The sequence below is a fragment of the Burkholderia sp. AU27893 genome, from assembly GCF_002223205.1.
Classification (GTDB): Bacteria; Pseudomonadota; Gammaproteobacteria; order Burkholderiales; family Burkholderiaceae; genus Burkholderia.
Genome location: NZ_NKFD01000005.1, coordinates 316,515 through 336,571 on the forward strand (window position 1 = coordinate 316,515; position 20,057 = coordinate 336,571).

Sequence of the window (20,057 nt, forward strand, 5' to 3'; positions counted from 1 at the left end):
TCTTCAATGGGCGAGCAGGCCGGGGGCACGGGCGGGCTTGCGCCGCGGGAAGATGCGCTCGAGCCAGACGGCGAAGGCGGGCAGAACCGTCATGGCCATGACCATGTTGACGATGAACATGAACGCCAGGAGCTTGCCCATGTCCGCCTGGAACTTGAGCTCGGAGAACGACCAGGTGGCGACGCCGATCGCGAGCGTGATCGCCGTGAAGATGGTGGCCGTCCCGATCTCGAGGATCGATTGTTCGAGTGCCTTGACGATGCCGACGCCGTTGGCGAGATGCAGCTGCAGCCGGTTGTAGATATAGAACGCATAGTCGACGCCGATGCCCACCGCCAGCACCATCACGGGCAACGTGGCGACGGTCAGGCCGATCTGCAGCTCCTTCATGAACCAATATCCGATGAACGTGCCGATCGTCAGCGGCAAGCAGCAGGCGAGAACCGCGCGCAGGTCACGGTACGTGACGAGGACGAGCAGGACGATGGTCGTATAGACGTAAAGCATCATCGGCAATTCGCTGCGCTCGATTTCGTCGTTGACCGCGGCCAGCACGCCGGCGTTGCCGGACGCGAGCCGGATCTTCACGCCCGGCAGCTTGTTCGTATCGCGGAAATGCTTCGCGGCGTTGATCACCTGGGTGATCGTGGTCGCCTTGTGGTCGGCCAGATAGATGTTCACCGCGGTCATGCTGCAATCCTTGCGCATGACGCCGGGCGTGCGGGCCACCTCGCCGGCGAGCGATGAATAGTTGTCCGGATCGATGGGGATCGCGGACATTTTCGGATTGCCTTCGTTGTATCCCTCGTTGTATTGGCGCAGCAACGACGAGAACGACACGACCGACAACACGCCGGGAACGGCACGCATCGACCAGACGAAGCGATCCTGGTAGGCGCCGACCTCCACGTTGTTGCAGGACTGCGGCGGCGCTTCGAAGACGATGGAAATCCAGTCCAGGCCGACGTCGTAGCTCGACGCAATCGAAACCGAATCCTTGTTGAACCGGGCATCGGCACGCAGCTCGGGCGCGCCGGCCTGCAGCGTGCCGACCACGCGGTCCCGACTTTCCCAGGCCGCCACGGCGAACACCACGACGGCGGCCAGCAGGACGATCGCCGCATTGCGCGGAATGGCGACTTTCGCGAGCACGCGGAGCACGCGGCCACGACGAACGGCATGCCCTTCCGCATTCTTTGCATAGTTGCCGTCGACCTTGAGCAACGACGCGGCCAGCGGAAGCATCACCAGGTTCGTGACGATCTTGTACGCCACGCCGAGCGAAGCGGTGATCGCGAGCTCGCGCACCATCGGGATCGGAATCAGGATCAGCGTGACGAAGGACACGAACGCGGTCACCAGCGCGAGCGTGCCGGGAATCAGCAGCCCGCTGAAGCTGGATCGGGCGGCTTGCTCCACGGACTTCCCGTGGGAGATCTCACGCACGATGAAATTGATCTGCTGGACGCCGTGCGACACGCCGATCGCGAACACCAGGAACGGAACCAGCACGCCCAACGGGTCGAGCCCGTAGCCGAGCAGATGCAGCGTGCCGAACTGCCAGACGAGCGAGACGAGCGAGCAGGTCAGCGGCAGGATCGTCAGGCGAACGGAGCGGCAGTACCAGTAGACGGCCAACGCGGTCAGGAGCAGCGCGATCGCGCAGAACTTCAGGACGGACGACGCGCCGTTTGCAATGTCGCCGATCTGCTTCGCGAAACCGATGATCTGGATTTCATAGTTCGCATCCTCGAACTTGGCGCGCAATTGCGATTCGAGCGCCTTGTCGAATGCCACGTAGTCGACCCGCTCGCCTTTCGCATCCAGCTCGTTGAGATCGGCGGTGACCATTGCGCTGCTCTGGTCGCGCGACACGAGGCTGCCGACGAAGCCGCCCTGGGCGGTCGAGCGCGAAATGGCGCCGACCGTGTTGCCGTCGAGCTGATCGGGCGTCACGGTGCCGGGAATGAGCGGGTCGGCCCGGAATCCGTCCTCGGTGATCTCGTTGACGAATGAATTCGGGGTCCAGAGCGACTGGACGCTGCTGCGAGACACGTTCGGCAGGAAGGTGACCGCCTGGGTGACTTCATACAGGCGCTTCAACGCAGCCGGCGTCCAGATGCTGCCCTTGCGGGCCTTGACGACGACGATCAGGCGGTTGGCGCCGAGCAGGTCACCGCGATACTCGTTGAACGTCTGCGTGTATTCGTGGCCCAGCGGCAGCTGCTTCTCGAACCCGGCATCCATGCGCAGCTTGACGGCGAAGCAGGCCATGACGACCGTGAACAGCACCAGGAGCCCCAGCACGAGACGCCTGTGACCGAACAGCATATTTTCCAGCGAATGAAGCATTCTTGGCAGCTTGCCGGGTCGGGCTGCGTCGGAAACAGGCGGTTGATTCATATTGACCTCAGAAATTTCGAGATGCGACGATTGCCACGAAGTCCCTGTCACGTAGCGGGTTGGCCAGCGGGTTGGTCGGGCCCATGAAACGGGTGTAGTTCAAGCCGACCTGCCAGTTCGCCGGGTTCTGTATGAAGTTCACATACAGGTTCATGGCCGTCACGCCGCGCATGAACTGGGCATTCACGTTCGGCGTATTGCCGAAGAGGCCGTATCGGACGAAGATCCCCGGATTGACCTGCCACCCGGGAATGAGGGTGCCGTCGTAAACCCAGTTGAAATCGACGTCGATTCCGCCGGAGTACTTCGTTCCCTGGGCACTACCCGGCGTGTTGAGTGCGCCGGTCGCGAACAAGTCGTTGAATTCGTTCCCCCACAGAAGCGCGCCTGGCGAAATCGGCGACCCGCCGTAGCTCTTGTGAAGCCCCGGATACGCGATGATCACCGTCTCGGTCGTCAGCGTGGCGGTCTGGGCGCCGAGCAGCTTCAGGAACGCCGCGGAATTGCCCGGCTGGAGCGAGTAGAGGGTCGTCAGGTGCCACTGGAATCGCTTCTCGTCGACCCAGCAGTTCCCCCCTTGCGCGACGCAGCCACTGGCCGGATTCAGCGGAACGGCGTCTCGCGGACGGTACGAGAGTTCGGTGCCGATCGCCCAGTCGCCCACGGGGAAGTTGGCGCTGACACCGATCATGTGACGGTCTTCCGGAAACCGGAAGACCGTCCCGCCCGTCGAGCTCAGCGAGAGTTGCGGGAACTTGTCGTGGTACGCGATCGTGTAGAAACCGAGATTCAGGTCCGTTCCCGCCGGCTGGTAGCGAATGGAAAAACCATACTGCCCGCCGTTCTTCGGATGGATGGTCGAGGCGCCATACGTGTTGTTGCCGGGCCCGACGATCTGGTTCGACCAATAGCTGCCAACCGGCGGCAGGTAGTTCTGGTTCCAGTTGCTCTGGTAGTACCCTTCGACGTTCACGCCGTGACCCACGCCGGATGCGACGCTCACGATCGGCGCGGGCAGGATGATCTCCTTGACCTGCGCGCCGGGCTGGGACGCGCGATTCACGTCGATCGCATTCGTCGCATTGACGCCGCCGGTTTCCCAGATGCTTTCGCCCCAGCTGACGACCTGGTTACCCACGCGGATGCGCGCAATCTGGTCGCCTACGTTGAACTGCTTGCTGACCCACAGGTCGAGCAGGCGCGGCTTGAAGCGGATGTTCTTCTCGGCATCGGACGGGAGGCCGCCGCTCAGGTTGGGCGACGGGTTGTAGAACAGGTCCTGTCCGCTGGTTGCGCCTGTCGTTCGGGTACCGGAGTAGTCGTATTGCCAGGTGCCCCGCGCCATGAACGTGAGCCCTTGCGACGGCATCTTCAGGACCAGCTCGTGGTTGCCCTTGAGATAGCTCGTGAACGGATCTCCCTTGCCGTAGTTGATGTCGCCCTGATCGGAGAGGCCGCTCAACTGACCGAGTCGGCCGCCGCCTGTCTGCGCACCGGTGGCCACGTTGTAGGTCGGCGACACGAGATTGCTGCTCGGCGACGCCGTGCGAATGCCGACGCCCGCCGATATCGTCGAATCGAAGCTGCCTTCGACGTTGCCGATCGTGAACGTGAACGCGTGCGCGCTGCCGCACCCGACGGCGACAAGCGCCGCGATCGCCGCGCGCACGAACACCACGCTGGAGCGGGGCTGTAATGAGGAGGTGCTAGCCATTTTGTCTCGGCCCCTGTCAACGCTCGCTCAACGCGCGGAGATTGTCGGCGTTGTAGAAGCTCGGCTTGTAGTGTTGGTCCGCCGACGAGTCGACCGACCACTTCGCGTCCCGCCCGGCCGCGAGCATCGAACCGTCCACGAGGTACCGGCCGTCGACGAGGTTGTATTGAGCGAATGCGAGCGTGTCGCAGCTGCCCGTCTCGTACACCGGAATGATGTAGCCCTCGCGGACCTTCGAGATGTTGCCCTGCGCGTCGTAGTCCACCGCGCCGAGGTAGCTCCAGCTGTCTTCGTCGACGTAGAAGAGGCGCTTCGGAGCGGTATGGCGCATCCCCTGCTTGACCGTGGCTTCCACGACCCACACGCGATGGAGTTCGTAGCGACGCTTCGCCGGGTTCACGAAGTCGGGGCCGTACGCATCTTCAAATTTGTCCGAGAAGTCGTACATGCCCAGGTCGTTATAGGTGACGATCATTTCCTTCTTGCCGAGCAGCTTCCACGAGAATCGGTCCGTCTGTCCGGAGAAGACCAGCGCTTCATCGATGTTGTACTGGTTGTCGAAGCCGATCTGGGGCGCATCGTACGCATACGACGGCATGCGACGGGTGCGGCGCTGCCCCGGGAAGTAGTAGAAGACTTCGGTCGGCTTGTCGGCATAGTTCGTAAAGATCGCGGCCTGGCCGGCAATGGCCGCCGGGGACTTGTACGCGTAGTAGGCGTTGCCTTCGATCTGGTTGACCTTCGCGAACGTCGTGCCGGCCTTGTCGCCCCACGGCTGGTAGATCCACGCGTCGGACACGTTCTTGATCCAGTCGGACGCGCCCTTGCGCGGGGAGACGACAGTGATGATGTCGCGCATCTCGACGCCGGCGCCGCGGTAGTGCAGCTTCGCGTTCCACATCACTTCCGCGCCGGTCTTGGGCGCAGGGAACGGGTAGCCCGGCAGGCGGGCATCGGCGAGTTCCGATCCGTCAGCCGACATCTTGGCGAAGCCCGCGTTGTTCTTCGTGTTCTCCGCGACGAAATCGGGTACGCCGCACGTGCGCCGGGACGGATAGACCGGCATCGTGAAGCCCTTCAGGTTCTTCAGCAGCGCGATCTGGCCCGGGTTGAGCTTGTCCGCGTATTTGTCGACGTTGCTGGCGTCGATCGTGTACAGCGGCTTGTCGGACTTGTATTTGAAGAAATCCGCGCGGCGCTTGCCGTAGCTCCAGCCCGCCCCGACGTTGCCCACGGGGGTCCAGGCGGGAATGCCGCTCGCGGTGCCGGCGATTTCGGCGCCCGACGGCGTATGTGAAGCATCCGTCCCTTCCGCAAGCGCACCGGTCAAGGACATCGCGACGGCGGAAGCGATGACGGACAATTTCGCTGCCGATCGGATGAGCGAAGCGGATTTCTTGAAAGCATGAGTCTTGACCACGGCTATCTCCTTGACCTTGACCAGGTAACGTGCGCCCGCCAAAGGGTTGTGCATGGGTGAAAACGGATGAGGGTCCGATAGTCCCGTCCGTTTATTAGCTATGCGAAATGAATTGGGGTGTGTTCGTGCTTGGTTTTACTGAATCACCGAACTCCAGGTCATCGCTATAACGTAGAAGTTCGTATCGACCGGCGCCTGGGTGGGGCGCCGGACGGTTCGTCAATGCATGCAGCTATTCGGCGCCCACCAGGGCCGGATGCGGCTCGTTAGACCGGGCCGGCTCCGTACGCGCGCCGCTTCTGAGTGACTTCCGGCTTACGCCGGGACCGACGAGAAGTACTCGGCCGGCTGCGCGTGCCATCCTGCCCAGCGCTTTTCCCAGTAGAGGTTGTGAATCTTCTCGGAGATCGGGCCGGGGCCGTTGTGGTTGCCGAGCGGTTGGTCGTCCACTGCGCTGACGGGCATGATCCCGCCTGCCGACGACGACGTGAATGCTTCGTCGGCCTCGCGCAGCTGGGTCGCGGTGTACGTGCCGATATTCACCTTGATGCCGAGCTCGGCGGCGATATCGAACACGCTCTGGCGCGTGATGCCCAGCAGGCAGCCTTCGGCGGGCGTGTAGAGCTCTCCGTTCTTGGCGAAAAACACGTTCGCACCGGCTGCTTCGGTGAGGTTGTCGTGTTCGTCGACGAGCACCGCCCAGTCCTTCTCCTGCGTCATGGCTTCGAAGAGCGCGAGCTTCATGTCCATCCAGTGGAAGTTCTTCGCCGTGGGGTCGACCGCCTTCGCGGAAATGCGGTTGTACCGCTTGCTGATCAGCAGGTTCGAGCCACGCGTGCGGACCTCGTCGTCAGCCTGGAAGAAGAACGGAACGGCAAACGCGAACATCGCGTTCTTCATTGCGCTGCGGTCGCGGCGGTCTACGCTCAGCGGGCCGCGGGTGACGCACCACCAGACGTACGCGTCCTTCAGGCCCGAGTTGCGCACGAGCGTATGGAGAATTTCCCGGACCTGGTCACGATTGAATGGATTCTCGAGGAAGAACTTCGCCGACGACTCTTCCATGCGCGCGAGGTGATCGTCGAGCCGGAAGAAGTTGCCCCGCGAGACGGTGACGACATCGTAGGCCGCATCGGCGTGCAGGAACCCGGCGTCGACGAGCGGGACGGTCGCTTCGGTGATGGGAACGTACTTGCCGTCACAGAACGCGCTGCCATCTTCATAGCGGGGTTCATGCGGAGCGCGAGCATGCAGCGGATTCTCGTGCATGATCTGCTGGACTTGAATGATTGCCATGGTAGTTACCTTTCGCTCCCGAGGGAGAGTTGTCGTTCGATGTTGACGTCAAAAGCGACCGGGTCTCGGCGCGCTTCCTTGCGGATTGCTTGCTTCCTGGCTATCCGGCGTGAAGTCTGCCATATGACTTGATCAAATGACCGTGTAGTAGAAAGTATTGCTCGAAAAATTCCTTGTCGATGAAGGTTAACCCTCTGTGATGCGTGCCGCGATACGCGAGCGGCGAGCAGACTCGTGCTTGCCGGCCGGTGATCGTCGAACGTCCATTCCGGCAGACCAAACCGATCCGCGTGAGCAAAGAGGTTTCGGCGTGTTGCGCGCATCCGGTCACACGCGCTGCAGGTCCTTTGCAGCAGCATGACCGTTCGTTCCATGAAGCGTCTTACGTTGGCTTGCCGGTGGCAATGCTGATTATTACCGAGTCATGTGACTTGGCCAAATGATCAAAAAAGACGTTAGTATGGATCTTCCCGGGCGATCCAGAAGGCTGAAGACTCGCCCTCGATACCCAATGACATGGAGCGAGCAGATGCCGATTTTCGAAGCAGACCATCTCCGCCAGGCGTTCATCGGCGGCCGTTGGGTCGAGCCGGTGAACGGTGGCGTGGAGCACGACATCATCAATCCGGCGACGGGCGAAGTCTCAGGCGTGTTGCTGTTCTCTGACGAAGCCGATGTGAACCTGGCCGCGCAGGCGGCGCGCGACGCGTTCGCGGCATTCTCGAACACGCCCCTCGTCGAGCGGCTCAAGCTGCTCGAGCGCGTGATCGGTGAATACACCGAGCGGTTGCAGGATATGGCGGACGCCATCACGCTCGAGATGGGCGCGCCGATGGACGCCATTTCCCGCCCGCTTCAGGCGGCACTGGGGCTCTGGCATCTCCATACGACGCTGGAAGTGGCGAAGCAGTATCCGTTCGAACGCACCCAGGGCACGTCGCGGATCGTGAAGGAGCCGGTGGGGGTGTGCGGGCTGATCACGCCGTGGAACTGGCCGATGAACCAGGTCATGTGCAAGGTGGCGCCGGCGCTGGTGGCGGGTTGCACGATCGTGTTGAAGCCCAGTCAGAATGCGCCGTACTCGGCCATCGTGCTCGCCGAGATTCTCGAGAAGGCCGGCGTCCCTCCCGGCGTCTTCAATCTCGTGCAGGGCTCCGGGCAGCGCCTGGGCCGAGCCATCGCGTCCAGCCCGCTCTTTGACATGGTGTCGCTGACGGGTTCGACGAGCGCCGGCGTGGAAGTCGCTCAGGCCGCTGCGACGACGATCAAGCGGGTGACGCTGGAGCTGGGCGGAAAGTCGGCGAACATCATTCTGGACAGCGAAAACTTTCAACAGGGCGTCACGCATGGCGTGCTCCAGATGATGGCCAACTCCGGCCAGACGTGCACCGCGCCTTCGCGCATGCTGGTGCCGGCGCATCGGCTCGCGGAGGCGGAGCAGATCGCAGTCGCTGCATGCGGGCAGGTCGTCGTCGGCGATCCGCGCGATCCCGGTACGACCATGGGGCCGATGGCGAACCAGCGCCAGCATCGCAAGGTGCAGGAGATGATCCAGACGGGCATCGACGAGGGCGCGGTGCTCCTGTCGGGTGGGCTCGGCAATCCGTCGGGGCTTGAACGAGGCTACTACGTCAAGCCGACGGTCTTCAGCCGCGTGAACAATCGCATGAAGATCGCGACCGAGGAGATTTTCGGCCCCGTCCTGGTGATCATCCCGTACCAGGACGAATCGGATGCGGTTGCCATTGCCAACGATTCGCCGTACGGATTGTCCGGCTACGTCTATGGAGATTCGATCGAACAGGCGGAGCGCGTCGCGAGACAGTTGCGGACCGGGATGGTGCATTTGAACGGTGCGCCCGTCGACATCGCGGCACCGTTCGGTGGGTACAAGCAGTCCGGCAACGGACGAGAGTGGGGCTACGCCGGCATCGAGGAGTTCCTCGAGACGAAGTCGATGTTCGGTGCGGCGCCGGGCGCCGTCAGCTAGCGGGAAGCGACGATGGGCGTCCGGCGGTATGCGGACGTCCGTCCACGGAAAGGTGGCAGGATCAGAAGCCTGTCATGAAGCATCGTGTGGATGGGCCTCGTCGGGTTACCGGCAATGGTGCAATGACACGCCACGGCGACGCTCAAACCTGTGCCGTCGAGCTCGAGAGAGAGGTGGCAAACGTCTCCAACGCTGAACTTACATTATCCAGGTTCGCCCTGAGCTCGCGGATATTCGTGTCGCCTTGCCAACTGTTCAGCAATCCGTCGATCAGGATGATGCTCATTCTGGCGACGGATTCAATCGCGTCAGGGTTGACTTGTGGCGCGCACTTGCCGAGGTAAGCGATCGTTCGCTCGATGGTCTGCACATAGGTCCTCAACGCGAAATCCGGGCGATGACGCTCTGCCCACTGGATCAGTTCAGACTGTGCCCGGGCGTACGACGGATGCTGCACGAGCCAGTCGACATTCTTGCGCAGCTGCCATCCGGCGAGTTCGCCGAAAGAATGAAATTCCCTGTCGGCGAGAGCATTCGCCGCGAGCAGGTCGAACAGGGATTCGTAGACCGCATCGAACAGATCGTCTTTGGTATGGAATACATAATGCAGCGATGCCAGCGGGCAACTCGCGGCTTCAGCGATTCGCCGCGTGGTGGCCCCAGCGACACCGTGCGCGGCGATGACTTCAACGGCAGCGTCAACGAAATCTTGTCGCCGCAACGCAGCGCGAACTCTTGTCATTGGTAAACTCCGGTACCCGCAAATCCTCTTGCGTCCACGTCATGCAGACGTGTAGCGTTTATTCGTGATACATGGTCAAGCGACCATAACGCTCGTGAATTATGTCGGCATCTTGAAAGTTTGTCCATGGACGGGGCTGGCCACGGGTGCCTTGAATATCCGGTGCATCCGCTCAAGTCGATTTCTGAAATCCGATCTAATGACTTGATCATTTGATCGGTCAACGTTAAGCAGACAAAGAGGCGCTGTCGATGGAGGTAAACCCGTGAGCGCGAGCACTGCAACGCACGACCGCGGGCGGTCTGCCGGGAGCGTCAGGTTTTCAGGCGAATGGAAGCAGGGTGCTTGGCTGCAGCCAATGTGGATTCCCGGCGGTGCCGGTGACTTCACGTCGCACGTGTCGCGATCGGATGCGGGCAACGGTTGCTGAAAGCACCGTCGAGCGGAGCGTGCGCGCAGGGCGGCGCATGGGCGAAATTGCAAACGCCATGCGCCGCGAGCCGAGCAGTCATGTGAAGCGGCGACGCGACCGCTTGGTGAGCACCGGGGGAGCCGGTGCGTCGGTCAGGCGGCAGCGGCTTAGTGCTTCCGTACCGACTTGCGAGGGGTCTTGGCGGCAGGGCGGGCGTCCGCCAGTGTCGCCGCGTAGGCGGCCAGCATCTTGCTGGCGTGGTCGACATCGGCAGCCAGACGTTTCGAATCTTCCTGGGCAAACCACGAGAAGAGCAATCCGTCGATCAGGACGATGGTCAGCCGCGCGATGGCGTCCAGCGCCTTGGCATCGGCACGCGGCTCGGCGGCGGTCAGGTTGGCGCGGGCGCCTTCCTGGGAGATGCGAAGGGCGCCAATAGCCATGTCGGGCTGGTGTCTGAGCGCCCACGTATACAACTCCGACTGGGTCTTCGCGTACGTCGGGTTGGCTTCGAACCAGGTCATGACGGAGCGCAGGTTGAATTCCGCCAGGTCGGACAGAGTGCCGTGCTCAGGAGGCTCGGGGCTATCCGAGCGGATCAAGTCGATCAGGGATTCGTAGACGGCGAAGAGCAGCTCGTCTTTTGAGTGAAAGACGTAGTGCAGGGAAGCCAGTGGGCATCCTGCAGCCTCGGCGATGCGACGGGTCGTGGCACCCTTCACACCGTGCTCGGCAATCACCGCGACAGTCGCCGCTACGAGGTCCTGGCGGCGGACTTCAGCCCGTACTCGCTGCATAAGCCAGCGCTCCGTTTTATGTCTTCGTCCAAAGGCGCTACCCATGCAGGGTAGTCGAATCCTCGGATATTAGCATGACGATGGGCGGCATTTCGCAAGCAACACAAGGCATGTTCCTGCGCGGATGTTGCGCCGCCAGGGCGACGTGAGACGTGCCGTTCGCAGGCACGTGCCGGTCATGGTGGCGACGTCGATGCGTCGCGACGCCGGGCGAACATCGCCATGGTGGTGCGGTTCGGCGGCATGCTTCGTGAACCAGGAAGCGGATTCGCTCATCGGGGATCGACCCGGCGCATCAAGCGTGGCTCCGCTCATCGAGCGGCGCTTGCGTGCCTGTTTCGATGAGGCTGTCGCAGAGCGGCGCAGGTACGGTGGCTCTCGCACGTGCGCGGTAAAGCAGCCGTGCGGATCGTGGAACGGGCGCCACTGTATTGGCTCGTACGACACCTTCATGACGAGGCTAATGGAAACTCCGTATTCCCAATGTCCTGTCGAAGCATAAGACTCGTGCCTGTAGATTCGTGGTCATTTGATCAAGTCAACCGCCTGCACCGCGATCGTGACGCCGAGCATCATCTGGTGCGGCGAATTCCCCGCACCGGGGCATGCGCATCACCACCGTGCGCGTCAGCCGCCCTTCACGAAGGGCGAACACCCGGATCCGATTGGCATACGGCTTGCTTGATAGTCATATGACCAAGTCTAATGACTCGTGTGGTTGACTTGAACGAAGGACATTTCTCGGTAGTGCGGTCAACGACAACGATAGGGAATACGAATGAGCCATGTGATTGCCGTCTTGGGCCTTGGGGTGATGGGGTCCGCCATTGCCGCCACGCTGATCGACGATGGTGCGGAAGTCGTCGTCTGGAACAGGAAGGCTGAAAAGGCGCAGCGTCTGCGCGAACTGGGGGCCCGGGTGGCCGAGCGTGCCACCGCCGCCTTTGACGAGGCGGACGTCATCGTCGTCGTGACGGCGACACCGGTTGATCTCGCGGCGGACTTCGAGGCGCTGGGCGAGCGCCTGAAAGGGAAAACGGTGGTCAACCTGGCCACGGGGCGCCCGTCCGAGGTCCAGAAGCTGGATCAAATCGTGCGTGGCGCCGGAGCAAACTTCATCAGCGGAACGATCCAGTGCTTCCCGCCGGATATCGGCCGCGAGAACGCCGTTATCCTTTTTGGGGGCGACGAGAAGATCTGGAGCGAAGTGGTGCCTCTGCTCCGGAAGATTGCTCCGCAATCCACCTACGTCAGTGCACGACCCGACGTGCCGAACGTGCTCGATGCCGGGTTGACGGGCACGTTCGTTTTTGGTGCTGGCGCAGCCTTCCTGGAAGGTCTCAGATTCGTCGTGAACTCGGGCATTTCGATCGACGAGATTCGCGACCTGATTCCCACCTATCTCGCCGGTCAGACTCACTTCATCGAAGGTCTGTTCGAATCCGTGGCGGCGTCCGACTATCAACCGCGCGGCGCAGACCTCGACATCTACGCACGCGCAACCGAACTGTTTCAGCAGGCGCAGGAAGATATCGGGCAGCCGCCGCGAATTCTGAAGGCGCTCCGTGAGCGCATCCTGTCATCCATTGCAGAAGGCAGTGGCGACCGAGGATACGCTGCACTTTTTAATCATTGAAAATTTGTTGGAGGATTCATCATGTCGTTGCAGCGCCTTTCAAGTGGTAGCACTCCTGAAGATCTCGCAAATGCGGTTCGGCAGGATGGCGGAGCGATCGTCAAGAACTTTCTCGATTCCGATTTGCTTGCGCGAATCCAGCGTACGCTCTTTGACACGCTCGAATCCGCTCCGAACGGAGTCGACGATTACTTCGCAGGGACACAGACGCGTCGTGTCTCGCGCCTCTTCGCGCGTACCGACTGGATGGCCGAGGTTGCATTGCATCCGCTCTATCTGGGTGCGGCGCGCAGCATCCTGCAGACGCCGATCAAGATCTGGAGCGGCGAGAACCAGGTCGATGTCGCGCCCGATATTCAGGTGGGGGTGACGCAAGCCATCCAGATTCTGCCGGGTCAGGGCCTTCAGCCGTTGCATCGTGACGATTCCGTGTGGCTCTGGCGGCACCCGAACTATGGGCGCGAGGCCCGGTTCCAGGTGATGGTGGCCGTATCGGACTTCACGGCGGAAAACGGCGCCACGCTCGTCATCCCGGGTAGCCACAAGTGGGACGACGAGCGCATGCCCACGCAGGAGGAAGCCATTCCCGCGACCATGTCGGCCGGCGATGCGCTGTTCTTCATCGGCTCCACGTATCACGGCGGCGGCAAGAACACCAGCGATGCCCCGCGCACCGGCCTGACGATGTCGTATGACCTGGCGATCCTCCGGCAGGAAGAAAACCAGTACCTCACGCTGCCGATCGAACGCGTGAAGCGCTATCCGGAAGAGCTGCAGCGCCTGCTCGGCTGGACGTACGGCACGACTTTCGCCGGCTTCGTCGAGCGTAACGGCCAAATGTCGGATCCGAACGACCTGTTGAAGATGAAGGATTTCCTCGAGGTCGGGCATTTCGATTAACGCCCGGGTTGGGTGATGGAATCGTGACCCGGTTCTCATGCGGAGACCGGGCGATTCCATCATCTGGATGGCATCGTGGTCGCTCGACGGGATGCCTGGATCGGTGCACAGCGAGCCGTTCTGATCGTGCGATTTTTCGGTTGGATGCAGCAGTCTTCGAAACAGTGCCGGTATGAACGCGAGCAAGCGGGCGATTCGATGCCTCGTCGCGATCTCGTATTCGTGCAAACGACAAGGAGTCGATCGTGAGTGTCGAAATCAAGGGAATCCGAAAAATCGCGCTGCTTTATACAGGAGCCGTGGTCTGGACGCCCACCTACCTGCTCCCATTCAGCATCGAGGAATCGATGGCCCGGTTCGGGCTGTCCGAAAGCACCGCCGGTTGGCTCGCGTCCGCGGTGCTGCTCTGTCTTTCGCTTTCCATCATCGTTTTCGGTCGTCACACGGCGACGTTGAACAAGAGAACGGGCGCGCTCGCTGCGGCAGCGCTTGCCGTCCTGTCGACGTGTGCGATGTTTTCACATAATTTCTATGTATTCGTCGCAGCGAAGCTGGTTCTCGGCGCCGCGTTGGGCGTCAGCTGCGTGTGCGCGTATGGGGTGATTGCACACGTCAAGCACCCGGAGAAGATCGCGGCGCAAGTCGCCGTTGCGATGGCCGTCATATTTTCCTGTGCGATGTACGTCGTACCGATCCTGAATGTGAAGATGGGTCCTATCGGGGTGGATGCCGTCCAGCTCGCCGTGGTCGTGGCGGCGCTGTTTTTCGGCGCGTTCATGCATCCTGCCGTCAACGCAAGCGAGGAAGCGGTCGCGAAGGACGCCATCAAATCCAGTGACGTCCGAGGGATTCTGGTCAGCGCATTCTTCATCTACGTGTCGCAGACGGCCCTCATGGGATTTGCCGCTGAGGTCGCTGCGACCCGGGGCGTCGAAGCGGAGCAACTCGGCATGCTGTTCATGCTCAATGCGGCGCTCCAGTTGCCGGTGGGAGTGGTGGTCAACTGGCTGGGCGATCGCCTGGGTCTGTTCAAGCCGATCGCCCTGGGACTCGCGCTGTTGATCGCATGCAGCCTGGGCATGTATTGCGTGGGCGGCAAGTGGGCGTTTCTCGTGTCGACGGCGCTCGTCAGTGCCGGCGCCACGCTGGTGGCGCCTTATATGGTGGCGGCACTTTCGCAAATGGATGCCAGCGGAAGAAGCACCGCGACCTGTGCGTCGGCAATCAATCTTGGCCTGACGGTGGGCCCGGCGATTGCGGGCACGGTGTTCAGCGTGGCCGGTTTGCATGCGGTCGGCTGGCTCTCCGTCGGGTTGCTGGTGGTGCCGATGTTTCTGACCAGCGTGGCGATCCGGCAGTTCAAGGCAAAACACGCCGAAGCCGCGGTCGCCTGACGTGCGCGGCGAAGCGATCAACCGAGCGCGGCCGCACTGACCGCACCGGTACCTGGGCGGCGCCGGCATGCCTGACATGCCAGTGCGGAGCAGACATCGCTTGGAAGCGTCCTCTCGCGCCGACGGGCAGCGCAAGAGACTGCCGTGAACGTGGATGACGAACATGGCGGAAGACAAATATCTCGACGATCACGGAGTTTTTTCATGGAACTCAAGTTCTATCTTTATTGCCTGGCTGATCTCGCGTTGATCGTGACTTCGTTCATTTGTGGCGTGAAGTACTTCCGGAAGCGCAATGGCCTCCTCGGATTCGAGTCGCTGGTCGTGACGTTCTCGGCAACGAATTTGATGATCAATGCCTTGACCGGCAAGGCGATCTTTTTCAGCATCTCGCTTTTCTGCGACGCGTTTTCAAGAGGTTTCGGCGTGCCGATCATCATCGTTGCGGGCATGATGTCGGTTACGCATCGATATAAACCATCGATTGTCGGCGACGTGTTGTATGCGGTGGGGGCGCTGGTGGGGACGGTCATTTTGTGGACCGCGGATTTCATGGTTGGACCCAAGCCGTATTTCTATCTGGTGATGTGGTCGTTGTTCTCGCTTTACCTCATTTACGTTGTCAAGAAACTGGCGAATGCCGGAGAGTATCGTAATGCTGCAAGCGTGATCCTGACGCTCGTATCCACGCAGATCATTGCGACCGTCTACGACTTCTTTCATATCCCTGGCGACAGCGATCATATGATCTTCTATATATTTGCATTGCTTTCCTGGTCTTATATGTCGGTTTCGCTGTATTACGCCTATTGTGCGCTGGAACGGGTGCAGGAAAAGGAAGGGAATCTGATTCGGGGTTATACCCTTGGTCGCCTGGAGCGAAAGCCGCAGTAATGGTCGCGTTCCTGCGGGAATGTATTTGAATCTTCATGCGAGAGATCGGATATGGCTACCTTGATCGTGAGTTATCCCGCTGTAGAGGGTATGGAATTTGATCGCGAGTACTATCTCGCCACCCACGTGTCGCTCGTCCGGGCGGCGTGGGGCGAATGTGGCCTGCAGTCGGTGGAGGTTCTGTTTCCGGCTCCGGGCCCGCAGCCTTTTGCCTGCGTCACGCTGTTGCGTTTCAGCGATCAGGCTGGAATCGACGCTGCGCTGGCTTCGGCCAGAACAGCCGAGGTGGTCGGCGATGTGCGGAACTTCACCCACGTCCAACCGGCGATCTTCCGCGCCGGCGACTGACCGAGTCGTCGACGACCGAACCTGGTTTGCGAGGGCAAGAAGGTCTGAGGCAAAGTGTCTGCGTGGACCCATGCACTCGTGCCTTGACGACGAAGAAACAAGACCTTCGAAGCAGAATGCCGGTCGGCCGCGGGCGGGAAGACCGACTGGAACTTGACGAAGACGCGGTACGGGAGTGGATTGAGCCTGGCCTGAAGCCGGGCGTGTCGATTGCCCACGCGGCCGCTCAGGTTTTTGACGCCGGGCGAATGCGCTCGGCAATACAGCCTTCGGCCGCAGGCCGAAGGCTCATCCAGCATCCGGCATCAACGCTGCACGGTGTCCAGGATATCCAGGCGGCTCACTGCCACCGCCTTCTGCTTGATCGCGCCAAACGCCGTTTCCGTCGCCTCGAGCGTCCGCGCGATGTCTTCGTCGGTATGGCTCGCCGTGAAGAACATGTTGTGCCACGGGTGGAGATAGGCGCCATTCTTGATGACTTCCGACGTCCACGCCCGGCCGCGCGACACGAGCTCGTCGTCACCCGCGAACAGCATCTGGGGCATGACGCTCGGCCCGGTCTGCTTGAGTTCGAAGCCATGCCGCTCGGCTTGCTCGGCGAGGCCGGCGCGCAGCATGTCCGCCAACCGCCTGGTGTGTTCGAGGTAGTCGGTTTCACGTACCAGGCGCAGCGTTTCGATGGCCGCGGCCATCGGCACGGCCGAGAGCCAGTAGGAGCCCGTGACGAAAATGTTCGTCGCCGCCTCTCGTGCCTTGTCCGAACCGAGCACCGCCGCGATCGCATAGCCGCCGCCGATGGCCTTGCCCCAGCAGCTGAGGTCCGGGTGCACGCCCCAGTCCGACCATGAGCAATCACGCGACAGGCGCAGCCCCGTGCGGACCTCGTCGACGACCAGAAGCGCTTCCTGCTCGTCCGCGAGGCGACGGCATTCCTTCGCGTACTCGATCGACGGGAAAAACTGGTCGTAGAGCACTTCGTGCCGGAACGGCGTCGCGTAGATGGCCGCTACGTCACCGTCGACGCTCTTGACGGCGGCATTGAGGCTCTCGATATCGTTGTACTCGAAGTAGACGACGTGAGCGCGGTCTTCCTTGGTAATCCCCGTCGTATAGGGCACGTTCCACGGGGATGCACCATGGTACGTGCCGCGCGCAACGAGAATCTTCCGCTTCTCGCGATACGCGCGCGAGATCACCATGGCCATCGACGTGGCGTCCGAGCCGTTCTTGCAGAACATCGCCCAGTCGGCGTGGCTGACCTGTTGGGTGAGCGCCTCGGCAAGCTGAACCATCACCTCGCTGGGGCCTGTCGCCGTGTCGATCTTCTGCAGCTGGAGGGCCGCGGCTTGCTCGATCCGCTCGTTGCCGTAGCCGAACAGGTTCGTGCCGTAGCCACACACGTAGTCGATGTACTGGTTGCCGTCGACGTCCCAGAGATGGGACCCTTTCGCTTTTGCGAAGTACAGCGGGAAATCTTCCGTCAGATACTTGACGCTCTGGTGACCGTACATCCCGCCCGGGATGACCTTTTCGGCTCTTGCGAACCACTCGTTCTTCCTTGCCAGCCTGTCCATGTGCGACTCCTTGTGAAAAATTCGTTCTGGGAACGTCAGACCCGATATAAATTCTCTTGACTGAGTCACGTGACCATATATTTGAACCCCCGGGATGTTGGGGAATGCCGCATCCGAAATCTCGCGTCTCGTCGTTGGATCGACGTGCCGGCTAACTCGCTGCGCGAATGCAGCCTTGCTGCGTCACGCGGACCGCATTCGACACGATCCGCGCGCGAGGCTACGCCGGCATGTTCGATCTTGCCAGCGGAAGCCTATTGGCTCGAGTCGTAGTGCTCGATATGGTAGAGAACCATGAATCCCGGACTTAATACAAGAAGTAGCCCGATAACGAGAGAGATTGCGACGAATAAACGCTTCACCATGATCACGCTCCTGAATTGGATGAGGTGCAATAGAAAGTCGATTCTTGAGGGCCATCCCTGGAAAAGCGCGCAATCCCCGCATCGTTCTCAAGATCGCAACGCGATTCGTCAGGTCGATCTTCATGGGGTGTTTCGCTGGCGGTGATGCTGTCGTGGCCCGTGCATGTGCATTACGGAATCCGTGGAAGAGGATCCCCCTCCCGGATGGATGCAGGTGTCTGTTCGTGGCTCAGAGACCGAGATGCGTCGCGATATCGTCGTAGTCGACTTGCCACAGGCCCGGCGTGCCGGCCGGATATTGCGAGCGGAAGCCGATGATTCGCTGAACGCGTTTCGACAGGCGCCGCACGGTGTCCATCTCGACAATGAACGGATACGCTTCCTCCGGCGTCAGGTAGGACGGTTGCATCGGAATCGTGAGCCCGCGCCGGCGCTCGTTCTTCGTCACGTTCGCGCCGCCACCGTGGATCACCTTTCCGCTGAACAGCAACGCGTCGCCGGCATCCATCTCGGCGGCAATGGTCATGTCGGGCGTGCCCTTGCTGTCGAAGTAATCCTCGTCCCAGTTCTGGCTTCCAGGAATGATTCGGGTGGCACCGTTTTCCTCGGTGAAGCGCGTCAGCGCAATCATGAGGTTGGTGAATACCGTCGGCCCGTTGACGCCGAGCGCGCACAGGGGAGGGAAATTGCCGACGTCGCGATGCAGCATCTGTGCCGTGTTGCCCGGGCCGATGTCGATGACCTGCGCGGTCGAAAGCCACCAGTCGCCGGACTCTTCGCGGTACAGCACCTCGCCGAGTTCATGAAAGAGGTCGTCGTCCAGCACGTCTCCGAACGTCTTGCTGTGCGTGACCATGTTCGTCAGGCGCTTCGTATAGGTGCCGTGGAAATCCTTGATCAGTTCGTTGTCGTGCGACGACCCTTCGCGAAGCCGCTCGAGCGGCGCATCGACCTCGCGATTGATGTTCGCGACCTGCTCCTGGGTCAGATAATGCTTGATTCGGACTCCACCATATTGGTTCATGAGCGAAACGATCTCTTGCGCGCTGGTCTGTTTGGGAACGGTGGGGAGCGCGTCCTGAATGGTCTGAATAGTTGCGTTCATGTTTGCCTCGAAGTTGCGTGGACGGGTAAATCAGACGCGGCGTCACGTTCTGATTCGGGTGATGATCCGAACATCAAGTCGAATTTCTGACTGAGTCATTTGACTGCGTATGCCTTCGCTTACTGCCATTCGTTCCTGTTACGCCAGTTGACGGAACACGTACGTGGTTCCCGACGTTGTCGCCACCTCCGGGTGCTCCAGTACTGGTCCCGTAAGCGACAGACATGAAGGTATTCGCCGGTTTTTTCCGGTGAACTGGCGTATTCGCGACAAATCAGGTCAAGTGACCAAGTCGTATGATCGAGGAAGTTAACATGGCGTTTTTCGATGGTCGATCATGGTTAACCCGTCGCTTTTGAAGGGTGTTGCTGATGAAAGGAGAGCGATCGTTCCAGCGTGGATGTGAAAGGTGTGATCACGCGTGGCGCGGTGTGACGAGGCGTGATTCGGGATCGAATGGCCACGCCGATGACGACGTTCCTCGACACGTTTAGGATCACGCTCCGGCCCGCCCATACGGGCTCGGTGTGGCGCGAACCAGACAACCGGGCACGCAAGCTGCTCGCTCGTCATAAGCGTCCTTGTACGGGACCGTTTCCCGTCCCCTTGCGGGTGCCACGATCGACATCCTTCCCGGCACGCGATCTGCGGACGATTTTTCAAGCCCTTGTCAATTCCGTCCCGACGCCGCGGCGCGTGACGGCTTTGGCACGACCAAGCGCCGTGAGATGCGCGAACGCCATGGCTTGAAGGCATGCCAGTATCGTCACAGGGGCTCGCGCGCCGAGCCAGGCACGGAAATCGCTCGGGCCCGCAATGAAACGCTGCACGACACATGCCCGTCGTGTCTCGGTGAGGCGCTTCACCCAGCGATTTCGCGATCTATTGTCATGAGGGCAACGCCATGCACACATTCACGAACTGGAGCCCATTGGTCTCGCTGATCGCCGGGATTCTCATTCTGGTGGTACCGCGCCTGCTGAACTACATCGTCGCGATCTACCTGATCGTCATTGGATTGCTTGGGCTGTTCGGCGGACATTTCCACTGACGCGCCGCGTCGGCGT

At 61.2% G+C, this 20,057-nt stretch carries 15 protein-coding genes; 7 read left to right on the plus strand and 8 right to left on the minus strand.

Features of this window, described 5'->3' with window-relative positions:
• Positions 1-3: 3 nt before the first annotated feature.
• From CFB47_RS33720 to CFB47_RS33735, 4 genes are all read right to left on the minus strand, one after another.
• Positions 4-2,403, minus strand: a complete 2,400-nt coding sequence (locus CFB47_RS33720; protein WP_373453169.1) for an RND family transporter — start codon at positions 2,401-2,403, stop codon at positions 4-6.
• 7 nt (positions 2,404-2,410) lie between these two features.
• Entirely contained in the window at positions 2,411-4,117 is a 1,707-nt protein-coding gene (locus tag CFB47_RS33725) for a DUF1302 domain-containing protein (protein WP_089463808.1), read from the minus strand.
• 16 nt (positions 4,118-4,133) lie between these two features.
• The gene (locus CFB47_RS33730) at positions 4,134-5,453 is read right to left on the minus strand and encodes a DUF1329 domain-containing protein (protein ID WP_046196886.1); all 1,320 of its coding nucleotides are present in this window, start codon (positions 5,451-5,453) and stop codon (positions 4,134-4,136) included.
• Positions 5,454-5,852: 399 nt separating this feature from the next.
• On the minus strand, positions 5,853-6,833 hold the full coding sequence (locus CFB47_RS33735) for an aminotransferase class IV (protein WP_089463810.1): 981 nt from the start codon (positions 6,831-6,833) through the stop codon (positions 5,853-5,855).
• A 529-nt stretch (positions 6,834-7,362) separates the two neighbouring features.
• On the opposite strand from CFB47_RS33735, the gene CFB47_RS33740 reads away from it, so the two are divergent.
• Entirely contained in the window at positions 7,363-8,823 is a 1,461-nt protein-coding gene (locus CFB47_RS33740) for an aldehyde dehydrogenase family protein (protein WP_089464281.1), read from the plus strand.
• Positions 8,824-8,965: 142 nt separating this feature from the next.
• Here CFB47_RS33740 and CFB47_RS33745 read toward each other — a convergent pair whose 3' ends face one another.
• Positions 8,966-9,565: a TetR/AcrR family transcriptional regulator gene (locus tag CFB47_RS33745; RefSeq protein WP_089463811.1), complete on the minus strand. Its 600-nt coding sequence runs from the start codon at positions 9,563-9,565 to the stop codon at positions 8,966-8,968.
• 579 nt (positions 9,566-10,144) lie between these two features.
• Entirely contained in the window at positions 10,145-10,774 is a 630-nt protein-coding gene (locus tag CFB47_RS33750) for a TetR/AcrR family transcriptional regulator (protein ID WP_089464282.1), read from the minus strand.
• A gap of 778 nt (positions 10,775-11,552) precedes the next feature.
• On the opposite strand from CFB47_RS33750, the gene CFB47_RS33755 reads away from it, so the two are divergent.
• From CFB47_RS33755 to CFB47_RS33775, 5 genes are all read left to right on the plus strand, one after another.
• Entirely contained in the window at positions 11,553-12,410 is an 858-nt protein-coding gene (locus CFB47_RS33755) for an NAD(P)-dependent oxidoreductase (protein WP_256946820.1), read from the plus strand.
• A gap of 21 nt (positions 12,411-12,431) precedes the next feature.
• Positions 12,432-13,310, plus strand: coding sequence for a phytanoyl-CoA dioxygenase family protein (locus CFB47_RS33760; protein ID WP_089429440.1), 879 nt, complete (start codon positions 12,432-12,434; stop codon positions 13,308-13,310).
• A 245-nt stretch (positions 13,311-13,555) separates the two neighbouring features.
• Positions 13,556-14,704, plus strand: a complete 1,149-nt coding sequence (locus CFB47_RS33765) for an MFS transporter (protein WP_256946821.1) — start codon at positions 13,556-13,558, stop codon at positions 14,702-14,704.
• A 204-nt stretch (positions 14,705-14,908) separates the two neighbouring features.
• Positions 14,909-15,598: a hypothetical protein gene (locus tag CFB47_RS33770; RefSeq protein WP_089463814.1), complete on the plus strand. Its 690-nt coding sequence runs from the start codon at positions 14,909-14,911 to the stop codon at positions 15,596-15,598.
• A 51-nt stretch (positions 15,599-15,649) separates the two neighbouring features.
• The gene (locus CFB47_RS33775) at positions 15,650-15,946 is read left to right on the plus strand and encodes an EthD family reductase (RefSeq protein WP_089463815.1); all 297 of its coding nucleotides are present in this window, start codon (positions 15,650-15,652) and stop codon (positions 15,944-15,946) included.
• Positions 15,947-16,251: 305 nt separating this feature from the next.
• Here CFB47_RS33775 and CFB47_RS33785 read toward each other — a convergent pair whose 3' ends face one another.
• Complete coding sequence (locus CFB47_RS33785; protein WP_089463816.1) at positions 16,252-17,520, minus strand: aminotransferase class III-fold pyridoxal phosphate-dependent enzyme; 1,269 nt, start codon at positions 17,518-17,520, stop codon at positions 16,252-16,254.
• A 594-nt stretch (positions 17,521-18,114) separates the two neighbouring features.
• Positions 18,115-18,990, minus strand: coding sequence for a phytanoyl-CoA dioxygenase family protein (locus CFB47_RS33790; protein ID WP_089463817.1), 876 nt, complete (start codon positions 18,988-18,990; stop codon positions 18,115-18,117).
• A gap of 904 nt (positions 18,991-19,894) precedes the next feature.
• Between CFB47_RS33790 and CFB47_RS33795 the strand changes: the two genes are divergently transcribed.
• Positions 19,895-20,041 carry a DUF3096 domain-containing protein gene (locus CFB47_RS33795; protein WP_076841491.1) on the plus strand — a complete coding sequence of 49 codons (147 nt, stop codon included), beginning with the start codon at positions 19,895-19,897 and terminating at the stop codon, positions 20,039-20,041.
• The last annotated feature ends 16 nt before the right edge of the window (positions 20,042-20,057 follow it).